This is a genomic window from Mesorhizobium sp. WSM4806, assembly GCF_055811635.1.
The window spans coordinates 1-14,682 of record NZ_JBVVQZ010000031.1; the positions used below are offsets into that span (position 1 = coordinate 1).

At 59.2% G+C, this 14,682-nt stretch carries 11 protein-coding genes; 2 read left to right on the forward strand and 9 right to left on the reverse strand.

What is annotated here, in order from left to right:
- Nucleotides 1–820: 820 nt before the first annotated feature.
- Nucleotides 821–1,903, forward strand: a complete 1,083-nt coding sequence (locus AC0L2M_RS32310) for a sensor histidine kinase (RefSeq protein ID WP_128170275.1) — start codon at nt 821–823, stop codon at nt 1,901–1,903.
- 148 nt (nt 1,904–2,051) lie between these two features.
- On the opposite strand, the gene AC0L2M_RS32315 is transcribed toward AC0L2M_RS32310, so the two are convergent.
- Together AC0L2M_RS32315 and AC0L2M_RS32320 are read right to left on the reverse strand one after the other, a co-directional pair.
- Nucleotides 2,052–3,452 carry a phospholipase D family protein gene (locus AC0L2M_RS32315; RefSeq protein ID WP_473536974.1) on the reverse strand — a complete coding sequence of 467 codons (1,401 nt, stop codon included), beginning with the start codon at nt 3,450–3,452 and terminating at the stop codon, nt 2,052–2,054.
- 61 nt (nt 3,453–3,513) lie between these two features.
- Nucleotides 3,514–3,900: an endonuclease/exonuclease/phosphatase family protein gene (locus AC0L2M_RS32320; protein ID WP_473536990.1), complete on the reverse strand. Its 387-nt coding sequence runs from the start codon at nt 3,898–3,900 to the stop codon at nt 3,514–3,516.
- Between AC0L2M_RS32320 and AC0L2M_RS32325 the strand changes: the two genes are divergently transcribed.
- On the forward strand, nt 3,885–4,127 hold the full coding sequence (locus tag AC0L2M_RS32325) for a hypothetical protein (protein ID WP_287174308.1): 243 nt from the start codon (nt 3,885–3,887) through the stop codon (nt 4,125–4,127). The genes AC0L2M_RS32320 and AC0L2M_RS32325 overlap by 16 nt on opposite strands.
- Before the next feature lie 179 nt (nt 4,128–4,306).
- Here the strand turns inward: AC0L2M_RS32325 and AC0L2M_RS32330 are convergent, their stop codons facing one another.
- The 7 genes from AC0L2M_RS32330 to AC0L2M_RS32360 form a co-directional block, all read right to left on the reverse strand.
- Complete coding sequence (locus AC0L2M_RS32330; RefSeq protein WP_031256726.1) at nt 4,307–4,501, reverse strand: hypothetical protein; 195 nt, start codon at nt 4,499–4,501, stop codon at nt 4,307–4,309.
- A gap of 416 nt (nt 4,502–4,917) precedes the next feature.
- Complete coding sequence (locus AC0L2M_RS32335; protein WP_287239645.1) at nt 4,918–7,530, reverse strand: bifunctional diguanylate cyclase/phosphodiesterase; 2,613 nt, start codon at nt 7,528–7,530, stop codon at nt 4,918–4,920.
- A 361-nt stretch (nt 7,531–7,891) separates the two neighbouring features.
- On the reverse strand, nt 7,892–8,758 hold the full coding sequence (locus AC0L2M_RS32340; protein WP_023803186.1) for a class I SAM-dependent methyltransferase: 867 nt from the start codon (nt 8,756–8,758) through the stop codon (nt 7,892–7,894).
- Between the two features lie 236 nt (nt 8,759–8,994).
- The gene (gene metH / locus AC0L2M_RS32345) at nt 8,995–12,804 is read right to left on the reverse strand and encodes a methionine synthase (RefSeq protein ID WP_473536976.1); all 3,810 of its coding nucleotides are present in this window, start codon (nt 12,802–12,804) and stop codon (nt 8,995–8,997) included.
- A 114-nt stretch (nt 12,805–12,918) separates the two neighbouring features.
- Complete coding sequence (locus AC0L2M_RS32350) at nt 12,919–13,119, reverse strand: hypothetical protein (protein WP_023803189.1); 201 nt, start codon at nt 13,117–13,119, stop codon at nt 12,919–12,921.
- A gap of 23 nt (nt 13,120–13,142) precedes the next feature.
- Nucleotides 13,143–13,637: a glycerophosphoryl diester phosphodiesterase membrane domain-containing protein gene (locus AC0L2M_RS32355; protein WP_128170268.1), complete on the reverse strand. Its 495-nt coding sequence runs from the start codon at nt 13,635–13,637 to the stop codon at nt 13,143–13,145.
- A 155-nt stretch (nt 13,638–13,792) separates the two neighbouring features.
- On the reverse strand, nt 13,793–14,575 hold the full coding sequence (locus tag AC0L2M_RS32360) for a hypothetical protein (protein WP_473536978.1): 783 nt from the start codon (nt 14,573–14,575) through the stop codon (nt 13,793–13,795).
- Between the last annotated feature and the right edge of the window lie 107 nt (nt 14,576–14,682).

Consider the following 14,682-nt stretch of genomic DNA (forward strand, 5'->3'; position numbering starts at 1 on the left):
CGAGGTGCCACGGTCGCCGACACGCTGGGCGGATCGGCCGATGCCACAAACCAGCAGTCGCGTTCGGGCGAGCGCAACACCTAATGCGCAGATCTCGTGAGATCTCCGCGCAACTTCGCTTGGCGCAGATCACTGACATCGGCATTGGCGACGAAGTTGCAAAGACCTTGGGCAATGACAAGTCAGATCAGCGAGCAAATGAATACCTTCAGGCGCAGTCTCCATCCTGCTCAGGTTCGGCGAATGGCAAGCGCCACATTGGCAGAGAACGGCGGCACATCAAGTTTCAGCCATGTCGGAATTCGCTTGCCATTCCCCCGTTTGCCTGCCGGCCGCGGTATCCCAGGCGATGACCCGATAGGTCCCGCGAGCCAACCCGGGCAACTCCAAAGCGGCCGGAACCGGCGCAGCATACCGTTTCGCCCGATCGTGTCGCGGCGAAGCAGCCAGACCTGGATGAGCACATGCGGGGTGCGGTTTGGCCACCGCATGCCGCCACCGGCGCCGCCGCTGCCAGGTGAGCCCATTGCAAATGGCGGAAATATTCCGTCGGCAGTTCCGGCGACGTGCAGATCGTCAATTTCGATTGGCAGACACGGGATTTTGGCACAACGCTGTTGGAAAAAAGGTCGTGGCCGTGCAAAGTGACGCAAGGTTGACTGAACTCTCAGCAAGACGGCCTGTGTTGCCCATGGCTCTGCCGCTCCGTGACGCGGGCTCGTCCTACTCCTGACATCGCGCAGCCGCTTCCAGCGTTGTCGGTGTCGAGCAAAGTGCATGACTGAGACTGAGGCTCCCACGCAAAGCACAGGCGACCAAGATGACATCAGATTCAGACAAGGCTGAGGCAGTTGAGCAATTGCTCGATACACCGGACCTTGCCACCGCGCTGGAAAGCGAGCAGTTCAAAAAATTTCTTGACCAGGTGCCGATCGCTATCGCCGTGTCGGACTTAGGCGCGAAGGAGCGCGTCGTCTATGCTAATCCAGAATTCGAAAAAGTGTCAGGCCTGAAGGCAGCCGAGCTTACCCGGCAAAACTGGGGAGCACTTTCCGGCATTGGCATCCACCAGCAGAAGGGCCGGCCTCTGCCCGAGGCCTTGGTCGAGGAAACCGATTTCGTCGGCACTTTCCGGCTGGAGCCCGTCGGGGCCAACCCGGCTCTTGTCGACGTTTATTCAAACATCATCGTGGACGATAACGGCACGAACTGCTTCCGACTGGTGGCTCTGGTCGACGTCTCATCCCATGGCGAATCTGAAGAAGCGCGCTTGGTGGAGGAGCGCGTCCGTGAGAAGGACACCCTGTTGCGCGAACTGCAGCACCGGGTGAAGAACAACTTACAGATGATCACCGCATTGATCCGTCTAGAAACCCGTAACGCGACCGAGCCCGACCAGAAAAGATTTGAGAGGCTCGCCGGCCGCGTCGACGCTCTGGCGATCCTCTACCAGACGCTATCGGCAGACGAGCAGAAGGATGAGGTCGATCTCGGCGTTTATCTTAGCCAGATCGCCTCCGCGGTGATGGGGTCGCATGCAGTTGAGGGGATCCGCCTCGACATGAAGGTGGATACCTATCCGGTATCGATCAACGTCGCCATGCCAACGGGACTGGTCGTGAACGAATTGCTCACAAATGCACTCAAGCATGCATTCCAAGGGCGTGAAGGCGGGACGATAAAGCTGCACAGCATCGCCGATGGCGACGGCTGCCTGGTGATAGTTGCGGACGACGGTATCGGCCTGCCGGAAGGGGAGACATGGCCCAAGCCCGGCAAGCTCGGCGCGCTGATCGCGCGCTCGCTGACAGAGAACGCCAAGGCAAAGTTCAACGTCGCCTCGAGCGCCAGCGAAGGGACGAAGGTCACCATCGTCTTCACGCGATCGGCGGCAGCAAGCTGACAATTGCCAGAGGGCGGATGCTGCATGCTCCCGGCCTTTCCACCGCGGCCCCGGGGCGCTGTGCTTGGCACATTCACGTCGCCGTTCTTCAGGTATGCCGTACCCGGCTCGCGGCAAGAACGCCGCGTCGATCCCGCCGTGGGTCTGGCTAAAGCTGAGACTCAACCGGAAGGTGGCGGACCAAGGCCGCCAGAACCCGGCGAAAAATTCCGGCCTCTGGTTCGTGTGTGTATTCTTGGATTTTGCCTTCTTCGCATCCATGCCAGTGCAGCACATTGTTCTTTAGTTCCAGCCGATAGCTGGTTTCTAGTGATATCTCCGCTTGAAAAAAGCGCCGAAGTTCACCGACTAATTCGGCATCCTCAAAGAGCACGCCCATCTCCGAGTTCAAAGACACTGACCGGGGATCAAAATTGAAGGAACCGACGAACCCAGCCCTGTCGTCAACCGTGAACGATTTGGTGTGCAGACTGGCACCCTTGGAGCCAAACACCGAAATTCCCTGACCGCGAGTGAAGGGCTGGAGCTCGAACAGTCTTACGCCATTCCTCAGCAATCGCTTGCGATAGTTTGCATAAGCCCCATGAACCGCGGCGACGTCTGTAGCGGCCAAGGAATTGGTCAAAACGGAAACGTCAACCCCATTGCTGACGAGGTCCATCAGGACCGCGGAGCCCCTTTTGCCAGGGATGAAATAGGGAGATACAATTTCCAGATTGTTGCGCGCCGACTTTATGAGGGGAAGCAACTCCTTGGTAAGCCAGCTGCGACGTCTCCAACCTCTCACCTTCTCTGGAGGATCGGAAATCACCCGAACTCGATCCACCCAATGCACGTCGTTGCTGGCCGCGATGAACTCTGCGATGGACCCTCGGTCACCGATCCCGTTCAAAAGCATTGATTCGGTTTCGAGATCGCTTCCCGAAAACAAATCGGAATGCTCGTTCTCCGCGGCTGGACCCAGGACACTGATTGATTTCGCGTCCTCGCAAGCCCAGAATGCCTCAAATATTTCGGCGGTTTGCTGCACGGCAGGACCGAGGAGCAGCACGTCTAAGTCGCGAAAATTGGTTTCTGCTGCGTCGAAATAGGCATCGCCAACGTTGCGCCCGCCTACGATAGCAACGTTGTCGTCAGCGATCCATGCCTTGTTGTGCATCCTCCGGGTCAACGCAAATAGTCGCAATACAATTTCCACAGCGCGCATGACGCTGCGTTGCCTGACGCCGCTCGGATTAAACAACTTCAACTCGATGTTTGGATGATTGCTCAAGGCCAGATAGGCCGCATCGTTCTTTCGCGGATTGGCGTCATCAAGGAGCATGCGAACTCGCACACCGCGCTCAGCGGCCCGGAAAACTTCCTGCAAGAGCAAGCGGCCAGTGTGGTCATCGTGCCAAAGGTAGTACATGAGATCGAGACTGCGAACGGCACTCCTTGCCGCCAGAACGCGCCCGGCGAAGGCGTCATAATTGTCCGGGACCAGCAGCAAGCCGCTCTTGCCTGCTTTGATGTTGTCGTGTGCAATCCGCGTAATGGATACTTCCATAAAATTTTCTACCCTTCAGCGATAGAAACCCGGCCTCGCTCAAAATCGTAGCAAGAACCCTTCAAAGGTAATCTGGTTGCAAATGTAGCTGTCGAATCCCCTGGAGACTTAATCGTGCCATGATCGGTAGATGATCGGAGGCGATCCGAGATAGCGATGTATGGTGCACTTCGAGGCTGGAAATCAGACTTGGTGGTTTGGCCAGGATCCAATCGAGCGCAAGCAAAGGGAATCGCGAAGGGAAACTGGACAGCACGGTGTGAATTGGACCAAAATGCGGCAGTAGCGCCAGCAACGAGGATCTGCTGTGCACCCGCCATTCGTTGAGATCGCCAAGCAAAATGGTTGGCCTTAGGACCGAACGCGTCGCCTCAAGCAGTGCGTTGGCTTGCTTGGTGCGCGACCGCCGGAGTGCCGAACCGATCGTCCTATATGCCCGAGGCGGCACGTCGACGGGCCGGATCAACCCGTGCGAACTCCGTCAGCGCTAGTGGGATCGATCTTCGTCAACCGCGATCTGGCCTCAATTACGCGCTGTTGCGCAGCCCGTATCCTGCTGCACAGCGCGATATTGATGCCGACACCGCAGTCATCATCCAGCATCTCGTTCGCACGCTCAAGGGAGCGCTCGGCCCGATTAAGCCGCTGTCGGGCTCGCGCCAGTTCCATATCTAAAAGTTCCATTATTCCGAATCCATTGCGGTCCCTTCGATTGGTAAACCGCTTGTGGTCGCCGTTGGTTCCGGCTGTTCGCGAGCGTGCAGCCCAGACGTAGATGTGGTTGGCAAAGTTCTGGAGCGAGAGTGGTGGCGCCGGTGGCCTGAAGGGCGCGACGAATGAAACGCCGGCCCAGTTCAACCCGCGCGACGTCCTTCAAAGCTGGGGGGATCGATCTTCACCAAGCGGTCTGCGGCCTCGACCGCAGTTCGTATCCTGTTGCGCAACGCGAGGTTCTCGGCCAGCATTTCTTCAGTACGTTGAAGCGCGAGCTCGGTCCGGTGGATGCGCTGCCTGGCATTGGCAACTTCCGATGTCAAAATGTCGGCCACCGTCCCGTGGCCCTGGGGTTCCAAAGTGTCCATGGATTTCTAACACATGGGGGCCGATATCGTTCCCTGGTCAGTGACAAGTGCACTTCGGCCTGCTTCGCCGGCCGCTGCGATTGCCGGGCGATCGGCAACGACGTCCTGCAGAAGAGCCGGACGTTTCACCAGTTAATCCGGTAGATCATCGATCGTCTGCCGACATATCCGCGCCATTGCCTGGACAACCGCCAAGGCTGCCATTGTGCGTTTGGTCCTGCCTCCGTTGCCGGGCCGATGCCGAGATAGGGGTCGCCGATCAGCTGTCCGGGGCCAGGTCTCATCGGGTGCATAGGCCCCCAGAACTTCGCTGCCGTGATCGGCCAATCTCCAAATCCCAAGACTCAAGCGAAGCGCTACTCTGTGACGTGAGGCTTATGCGCTTATACTCTCCCCAACCGGAGCGGTTCATCCAAAACCCGTTTCGGGCGCAGACGCCGAGATCGAACAAATGCCTTTAGTCCGTCGGCATCCAACGCATGCCCGAAGGCATAACCCTGCAATATGTCGCAGCCCAAGCTCTTGAGTGTCTGTGCGTGCTCCATCGTCTCGACACCCTCGGCTACGACCTCGATACCCAGGGATTTGCCGATTTCAATGATCGATGAGACGACCTGCCTTCGTTGCGGCGATTTGACAATAGGAATGACCAATTGGCGATCTATCTTCAACCGGCGAGGCTGCAGCTTGAGCAAGCTGACTATAGAGGCGTAGCCCGTGCCAAAATCGTCTATTTCTATGTCAATGCCGAGCTCTTTTATCTGCTCAAGATTCCAGGTAACAAAATCATCATTTTCGTCAAGGAAAATTGACTCAACGAGCTCGAAGGCAACTGTTCCCTTCTTGATATTTAGTTCCCTAAGACTCTTTATGAGTTCCTCATCCTGAAGGCGGCGTGCCGAAACATTGACTGACACCCGCGGAATATGGAGATTCGCAGCAGACCACCCTTCGAGATCCAAAAGCGATTGCTCTAATATGTTTCGATCGATGATCGAGACGACATTCAATTCTTCCGCAATCCTTAGGAAGACGTCGGGCGCCAAAATGCCCTTCTCCGGATGCCGCCATCGCGCCAGCGCCTCAACCCCAACAATTTCAAGGGTTTTTGCGTCAAATTGCGGCTGGTAGAAGGGAATGAACTCGTTGCGCTCAAGGCCGCCGAGAATTTCGTCGGCAATCCGTTTTGTCTCGACGATCTCGCTTTGCATCGCCTCGGTGAAGAACTCGTATCGATTGCGCCCACGACTCTTTGCCCGGTAAAGCGCGATGTCAGCGTTGACCAGCAGGTGTTTGGCTTCGACATCTTTTCCGTTATCGACTGCAATTCCCACGCTCACGCCAAAACGGCATCGATGGCCCTGATAGTAGACCGGTTCCCGCATCTGGCTGATGACGCGGTCAGCGAGCAGCGCCAGTTGCTCGATATCGTCATGCACCGCGCACAGGACGATGAATTCGTCTCCTCCGATCCGAGCGACGAATCCCTCGCCATCGACCTTGGATCGGAGCACGGTCGAGGCGTGAACAAGCATTGCGTCGCCTGCGGCGTGGCCAAGCGTATCGTTAATGTGCTTGAACCGATCGAGATCTATGTGGAGCAGTGCGGCATACCCGCCGGTCCGCCTGGCGTTTGCCGCGTAGTCTTCCAGCACCTGGTCGAGGTAACGCCGGTTGGGCAAACCGGTCAGCGAATCGTGGAGCGCAATGTGCTCTATGCGCGCCTTGGCCGACTCGAGTTCTGCATTTTTCGACTCGGAAAGCTGTTTTGCGCGTACCAGGTCCTTGTTCAACAGGACATCGGCTGTCACATCCCATTCGGCGCCAATCATTTTTGGGGTGTCGTCTGCGGCCCGGTAAATTATCGCCTTGGATCGGACATGGCGTATCTCGCCATCCGGCCGAATAATCCGGTATTCCGACAAATATGGCCCGCCGTCGACCATCGCGCGGTCGAAATCGGCGTTGGCGCCAGCCAAATCATCCGGGTGGATTGCTCCCGCCCAGTCCAGGTAGCCGCGGCCCTCCCCAGCTGGTTTGCCGTATATTTCATTGACGCGGTCGTCCCACGTCAGTTCGTTGGTCGCGAGATCGTGTTCCCAAACGCCAATAGCCGACGCTTCCAGAGCGAGTTCCAGGCGTCTCGACAATCGACTCAGTTCCGCATAGTTGCGCTGTCTCTCGCCAATCAGGCGACCGGTCACCAGGAATGGGATCACAACCAATGCCCCGGCCACCGCCATGATGGCGCGCAAGAACCACGCGTTGTCGGGCGTCGAAGGCCAGCCGTTTTTGGGAATGGCTGCGATCCGCCACGAACCGGACGGGAGCAGAACGTCGGCTGTCACCGGATTGCTTTTGGCGACGCGCTCATTGCCGAAGAATTGCTCTCCGGTTGGACCGAGAGCGTCCTTACCGATCAGCGCTATGTCAATCCCGAGATCATCGTCAAGCAGGCCGCTCGCCTTATAGAGGCGCTGAACGTCGACGACGGCCGAAATGATGCCCCAGAACCTTTCGGTGTTGCCCGCACTGCGTACAAAGACGGGAATACGGCCGACGAAGCCTTGCCCTCCCTGCCTCAAGTCGACGGGACCGGCAAGAATTAGCTCGCGCTTGTCTCGCGCCCTGAGCGCGGCCAGACGCTGCCGCTCGTCCTTGCGGTAATCGAGGCCTATCGCCTTGTCGTTGCCATTCATCGGGTACATCAGAGAAATGACCAGATCGGGCGCGCCGGCAATATTCTTCAATTGCGAGCCCCTGCCAAACAGGTTGCTCGCCAGCGAGGCGAAGCGTTGCTGTCCCATATAGGGCTCAGTCACGACCGCCGCGACCAGTCCCTGCACCAGTTGAAGGTTTCCGTTGATGTTGCCTTCAAGCTTGGCGCGGATAAGATTGACCTTGGCCAGGACATCCGCTCGGGCGGCTTGATCCGAGACGACTTTGTTCTGGTGGTCCGCGAACGCTGTGCCAACGGCAATAACGATCACCGCCATTGCCGCCGGGATATTTGCCGACGAGAAAACGGCCTTCTTGATACCGCCGAACCTAGCGCGGAAAGGAGCCAATAGGCGATTCCTCAGATACTATTCAGGTTCTGGGCCAACCCGACCAAGGTATATTAGCTATCAATGTTTAATTTTGACCTTCACGGGTCCTAAAAAATTTTGCACCCTCCAACCGCCTGAGGTGGCCGGAGTGGCTGACACGGACCTGCGGCTCCGGCTGACGACTTAAAGCGCGTCGCGGCTGAATGGATTCATGCGCGCTTCAAGTTTTGTTTTATGCATGTCGTTACTGCAAAACCGCCGCACACCCTCGGTTCAAGCCCGATGGCATGCTTTTGCGCGACATGCATTAGTGGCCCTCAATCGCCTTGGCGGTAACCAGGTAGGGTATCTTGCCGACGCTACGCTTCGTCGCGCCAATGGAATAGGCCATTGGAATCTTGGGAGAGTTCTCTGGCAAGCCGTACATATCCTTGCCGGCCCTCACGGCAAATGAAAAGTGCTGCCACGAAACCGTGTCATGCTCATTGAGAAAATCCAGCGTCAGCCCAGCTGAAATCAGCGCGTTCACCACGTCGCTGACCGGATGAATCCACTCATAGTAGCGCGGATGTTTCAAGATGCGGTCGTCGCCGGTATAGGTGAGTTCTTCGTTCCATGCGAGTGGTCGAGCTATTGGCGTTCGCCAGTCATGCTTGAACTCCAGCGCCGCAGCCTTGCGGTCACACTGGAACATCAACGGATGGCCCTCGGCGAGATAGAGCCGGCCGCCGGGCCGCAGGAGATCGGCAACCACCCGCGCCCAGCGGAACACGTCGTCAAGCCAGTTTACCGAACCCCAGGTAACGTAAGCGATGTCAAAGGTCCGGCCAAGCGCTTCGACTGCCTCGAACAGTGGCGCCTCCACGAAGCGCACGTCAGTGCCTGCCTTTGCAGCGAAATCCCGCGCCGCTGCGATCGCCGTCGGTGAAAAGTCGAGGCCGGTCACGCTGCCCGCGCCCAGATTCTTCAAGCTGATTGTGTCGAGCCCGATATGGCATTGCAGATGGACGATATCCTTGCCGACAATGTCACCGACCTCGCGCGTTTCCAGCTCATAGAGATTGGATCCGCCAGCCAGTACATTTTCTATGTGGTAGCTGCCCGTTGTGTCGGTCGAATGCAGCTCGGCTCGATCATCCCAATTAAGGCGGTTCGCGCCCAGAAACGGTTCCAAATTGCCCCCTCAAGTCCCTGCCGAGACCAATATATATGGTAAACAGGACGTTAATATACCTTGCAGCTAAAGTGTCGCGCGTCAATCCGTGGCGGTACGATGCACCACCGGGGCTGATCGATTGGTCAGCGAATTCGGCAAGCCTCTCCTTTCATCGCATGATGAGTGGGCCAGGCCGTTGCTCTCGAAGCGATTCACCTGGTCATCGACCGCGATGTCAGGTCAAAGCTGCTGCCTTACTGCGCGGCTTCGGCGAAGGGGGTCGGCACATAGTTGAGTATAGGGCCGAGCCAGCGCTCGACCTCGGCTAGCGGCATGGCCTTGCGGCGCGCATAGTCCTCGACCTGGTCGCGCTCGACCTTGGCCACGCCGAAGTAATAGCTTTCGGGGTGCGACAGGTAGATACCCGACACGGAGGAGCCCGGCCACATCGCAAAGCTCTCGGTCAGGCTGACGCCGGCGTTGCGCTCGCCGTCGAGCAGTCGAAAAAGCGTCGCTTTCTCGGTGTGGTCGGGCTGCGCCGGATAACCGGGCGCCGGGCGAATACCGCGATAGGGTTCGCCGATCAGCTCGTCCGGCGCCAGATCCTCATCCGGCGCATAGGCCCAGAACTCCTTGCGCACCTTCTCGTGCAGGCGTTCGGCGAAGGCTTCGGCGAAACGGTCGGCCAGCGCCTTGACCATGATCGACGAGTAGTCGTCATTGGCACGTTCGAAGCGCTCGGCGATCGCCGCTTCCTCGATGCCGGCGGTGACGATGAAGCCGCCGAGATAGTCGGCCTTGCCGCTGTCCAACGGCGCGACGAAATCCGACAGCGCGACGTTCGCCTTGCCGTCGCGCTTGGTCAGCTGCTGGCGCAGCGTGAAGAAGGTCGCCAGCTCCTGCGACCTAGCATCGTCGGTGAACAGCCTGATGTCGTCGCCGACGGTATTTGCCGGCCAGAAGCCGATGACGCCCTTTGGCGCGAACCATTTTTCCGCAATGATCTTGGCCAGCATCGCCTGGGCGTCGTCGAAGAGCTGGCGTGCCGCCGGCCCTTGCGCCTCGTCGTCTAGGATTTTGGGATAGCGACCCTTCAGCTCCCAGGTCTGGAAGAACGGCGTCCAGTCGATATAGCGCGCGAGCTCGGCCAGATCCCAGGCTTCGAAGGTTTTCAGGCCGAGGAAGGACGGTTTTGGCGGCGCGTAGGCCGACCAGTCGATCCTGTGGGCGTTGGCCCGCGCCTTGGCCAGCGGCAGGCGCTGCTTGTCGGCTTCGCTGCGCGCGTGCGCATCGGCGACCTTCTTGTATTCGGCGCGAACGTTGTCGACATAACCGCCCCTGGTCTCGTTCGACAGAAGTGCCGACACCACGCCGACCGCGCGGCTGGCATCGGCGACATAGACGGTCTGGCCACTGATATAGCGCGGATGGATCTTTACTGCGGTATGCACGCGGCTGGTCGTAGCACCGCCGATCAACAGCGGAATGTCAAAACCCTCGCGCTCCATCTCGGCGGCCATGTGCGCCATCTCGTCGAGCGAGGGCGTGATCAGGCCGGACAGGCCGATGATGTCGACCTTTTGCTCGCGCGCCGTCTGCAGGATCTTTGCCGCCGGCACCATGACGCCGAGGTCGATGATCTCGTAATTGTTGCAGGCCAGAACCACGCCGACGATGTTCTTGCCGATGTCGTGGACATCGCCCTTCACCGTCGCCATCAGTATCTTGCCGGCGGTCTGGCGTTCACCGGTGTCGACGCCTTTGGCGGCATTCGCCAGCTTCTCCGCCTCCATGTGCGGCAGCAGGCCGGCGACGGCCTGTTTCATGACGCGAGCGGATTTCACCACTTGCGGCAGGAACATCTTTCCCGCGCCGAACAGATCGCCGACGACATTCATGCCGTCCATCAGAGGACCTTCGATGACATGCAGCGGACGCTCGGCGGCGCGCCGCGCCTCGTCCGTGTCCTGGTCGATGAATTCGGTGATGCCGTTGACCAGTGCGTGCGAAATGCGCTGCTCGACCGGCCAGTCGCGCCAGGCGAGATCGCGTTCCTGCGCTTCCTTGCCCGCCGTGCCCCTAAAACGTTCGGCGAGTTCCAGCAGGCGTTCGGTCGCGCTGCCGCCGCCCTTCGGCTGACGATTGTTGACGACGTCCTCGCAGACTTCGCGCAGTTCGGGATCGATGGTGTCATAGACGGCAAGCTGTCCGGCGTTGACGATGCCCATGTCCATGCCGGCCTGGATGGCATGGTAGAGGAACACGGCATGCATGGCCTCGCGCACCGGCTCGTTGCCGCGAAACGAGAAGGAGAGGTTCGACACGCCGCCCGATATGTGGACATGCGGAAGCGTCGCGGTGATCTGCCTAGCGGCTTCGATGAAGTCGACGCCGTAATTGTTATGCTCGTCGATGCCGGTGGCGATGGCGAAGATGTTCGGATCGAAAACGATGTCCTCGGGCGGGAATCCGGCCTGCTCGGTCAAAAGTCTGTAGGCGCGGGTGCAGATTTCGACCTTGCGCGCCTGGGTGTCGGCCTGGCCGTCCTCATCGAAGGCCATGACGACCACCGCCGCGCCATACGCGCGGACGAGCTTCGCATGATGCAGAAAAGCCTCCTCGCCCTCCTTCATCGAGATGGAATTGACCAGCGGCTTGCCCTGCACGCATTTCAGGCCGGCTTCGATGATCTCCCATTTGGAACTGTCGATCATTACGGGAACGCGGGCGATGTCCGGCTCGGCGGCGATCAGGTTGAGATAACAGACCATTGCCTGCTTCGAATCGATCAGGCCTTCGTCCATGTTGATGTCGATGATCTGCGCGCCGTTGGCGACCTGGTCGCGGGCGATTTCGAGCGCCGCGGCATAGTCGCCCGCGGTGATCAGCTTCCTGAATTTCGCCGAGCCGGTGACATTGGTGCGCTCGCCGACATTGACGAACGGAATCTCGTCGGTCAGCGTGAACGGCTCGAGCCCCGAAAGGCGCATCTGCGGCTCGATGTCGGGAACAGCGCGCGGCGGATATTTCTTCACGGCCTGTGCGATGGCGCGGATGTGGTCGGGCGTCGAGCCGCAGCAGCCACCGACGATATTGACCAGGCCGTCGCACGCGAAATCCTCGATCTGCGCAGCCATGAACTCCGGGCTTTCGTCATATTGGCCGAATTCGTTGGGCAGGCCGGCATTCGGATAGGCGCAAACAAAGGTGTCGGCGACGCCGGATATTTCGTCCAGATGCGCGCGCATGGCTTTGGCGCCCAGCGCGCAATTGAGGCCTATCGTGAACGGGTTGGCGTGGCGGACCGAATGCCAGAAAGCCGTCGGCGTCTGGCCCGACAGCGTGCGGCCGGACAGGTCGGTGATCGTGCCGGACATCATCACCGGCAGATGCACGCCCTTCTCGATGAAGATCTCGTTGCAGGCGAAGATTGCCGCCTTGGCATTCAGCGTATCAAAAATGGTCTCGATCAGAATGATGTCGGCACCGCCGTCAATGAGACCGCGCAGCTGCTCGCCATAGGCAAGGCGCAAGTCGTCGAATGTCACGGCGCGGTAGCCGGGATTGTTGACGTCGGGCGACATCGAGGCGGTGCGGTTGGTCGGTCCCAGCGCACCGGCGACGAAACGACGCTTGCCGTCCTCCTGCTCGGCCCTTGCCGCTGCCCTGCGCACCAGCCGTGCACCGTCGCGGTTCAGAGCGTAGACCGCGTCCTCCATGCCATAATCCGCCTGGGCGATGGAGGTCGAGGAGAAGGTGTTGGTTTCAAGAATGTCCGCCCCGGCGATGGCGTATTGATAGTGAATCTCCTCGATCGCCTTGGGCTGCGTCAGGATCAGCAGGTCGTTGTTGCCCTGCTGGTGGCAGGCGCACTCGGCGAATTTGTCGCCACGGAAATGGTTCTCGTCGAAGCCCAGGCCCTGGATCTGCGTGCCCATGGCGCCATCGAGGATGAGGATGCGTTCGCGCGCCGCCGCCGTCAGCGCAGCAAGCACTTCCGAACCGTCGGGCTTGGCCGCGACGGGGCCGAACAGGTCGTCCAACGACGATGGGTTTTGCGACATATTTCGTCCTCAGGGCGACGGTCGCGCTTAAGCGACATAAAGACATCTTTATGTGAATATACGGGATTTGTCTGCTGCTGTCACCCCTGCCGCCGGGAATGCTACCCGCCGGCACTACAACGCCGGCTGCGCAGTCTTCGCCGATGCCGCCCTGAGCAGCATCCCGAACAGGTCGCTCGGCTCGTCGGGGTCATTTCCGACAGCAGCACCGGGTAATCGTTGTGGACATCCGGGAGAGAGGGCGCGGCCATCGTCGATCAGGCAATCGCCGACGTGAGCGCCGGCAAGGTCTCCGACGCGGATCGGTTCGTTCATGATGTGGTAGGCGACCTCTCGCGTCAGGAGAAGATCTCCGCCAGTTCGTCGACGCTGGTGCCTTCCCTAACCTGCCGCAGCTCGACATAGCTGACTGCGGTGGCGATCGACATCACCATAGACGTTACACTCGTCACCAATGCATCCACCACCGCACCCACTATCCCCCCTCCAAACAGCGCGGTTGCAGTGCCGAGCGCCAACTCGATGGCAATGGCGATAATGATCAGGATAATGAACAGGCCGAACAGCGCCCAGCGGCTTCCCTTGGTCAGATCGTGGCTGCGGGCCATCGAGCCGAATACGCCGAGCCGCTCTTGCACCAGTGCCGGCACCGCGACCGACCAACGGAGCGCCAACATGATGCCAGGCACAATCAGCAGGATAAAACCGAGGCCCACGCCTAAACCAACCAACAGGGCAATGGCGAACGTCGGCAGGAGGAAGGAGACTGCTCTCGCGATGCAGTCACCGAACGAAGGCTGCTTGCCGTTCAGGTCCTCGATGGTGGCGCGCACCAGTGACGCCTGAACGGCGTTACGGCCGATGACGGCAAGCTGTCGTTGAAAACCCTGCCGATGCGAAACTTGTCCGGTCGTTCCAGTGTCGTTGAAGACATGATGTAACCCGTCCAGTCCAGGCGGATCCTGATGCGATGAACGCGGCCTTGCCGCTATGAGAAGATTTCCGCCAGTTCGTCGACGCTGGTGCCTTCCTGGACCTGACGCAGTTCGACATAGCTGACCGCCGTGGCTACCGACAGCACCATAGAAACCACGGTCGACAGCATGGTTGCCGCCACATCGGCGACAATTCCGTCTAGCAGGAGAACGATAGCCGCCATCACCGACTGAATGACCATCGTGATGATCATAAGGATAAGGAAAAGACCAAATAGCGCCCAGCGGCTGCCCTTGGTCAGGACGCGGCTGCGCGACATGCTGCCGAGCACACCTAGGCGCTCCTGTATCAGAACTGGAATAGCCACCGACCAACCAAGCCACAATATGATTCCGGGGACCAGCAGAGCTAATGAAGCAAGGCCCGCCCCCAGCACTACGAGCAGGCCGATCCCCAGGGTTGGGAGCAAATAGCGGATGGCTATCTGGATGCAGTCGCCAAAGGACGGCCGTTTGCCGTTCAAATCCTCGATCGTCGCCCGCACGAGTGCCGACTGGAGCAGCAGCGACAGGATAAAGGATACTAATCCGCCGGCAATGCCGACGGAAGAATTCCAAAACATCATACTAGGATCGGCCACCGCGGTCGGGTCGCCCAGTGCAGTCCCGCTCAAGGTCGATTCGGTCCAGAGTCGGAGAACTGTCGCCGGCAGACCTGAGAACAGCAGCGCGAGTCCAAGGTACAGACCGATATTGCGGCTGATGACAGCAAAGCTGTCGTTGAAAACCCTGCCGATGCGAAACTTGTCCGGCCGTTCCAATGTCGTTGAAACCATGATGCGTCCCCCGCTTAATCACCGCATATCGGCTGGTGATCCCCGCATCAAATGTGCCAACATTGGAGATCGACGTCTAGCCCACTTGCAATTGCCGTTGTGCATTG

Bases quoted from the DNA above. Each gene is read 5' to 3' on its own strand.
- AC0L2M_RS32325 (WP_287174308.1), top strand. From the start codon at position 3,885: ATGCCCGAGGCGGCACGTCGACGGGCCGGATCAACCCGTGCGAACTCC.
- AC0L2M_RS32350 (WP_023803189.1), bottom strand. From the start codon at position 13,119: ATGAACGAACCGATCCGCGTCGGAGACCTTGCCGGCGCTCACGTCGGC.
- metH (WP_473536976.1), bottom strand. From the start codon at position 12,804: ATGTCGCAAAACCCATCGTCGTTGGACGACCTGTTCGGCCCCGTCGCG.
- AC0L2M_RS32360 (WP_473536978.1), bottom strand. From the start codon at position 14,575: ATGGTTTCAACGACATTGGAACGGCCGGACAAGTTTCGCATCGGCAGG.
- AC0L2M_RS32310 (WP_128170275.1), top strand. From the start codon at position 821: ATGACATCAGATTCAGACAAGGCTGAGGCAGTTGAGCAATTGCTCGAT.
- AC0L2M_RS32335 (WP_287239645.1), bottom strand. From the start codon at position 7,530: ATGGCGGTGATCGTTATTGCCGTTGGCACAGCGTTCGCGGACCACCAG.
- AC0L2M_RS32315 (WP_473536974.1), bottom strand. From the start codon at position 3,452: ATGGAAGTATCCATTACGCGGATTGCACACGACAACATCAAAGCAGGC.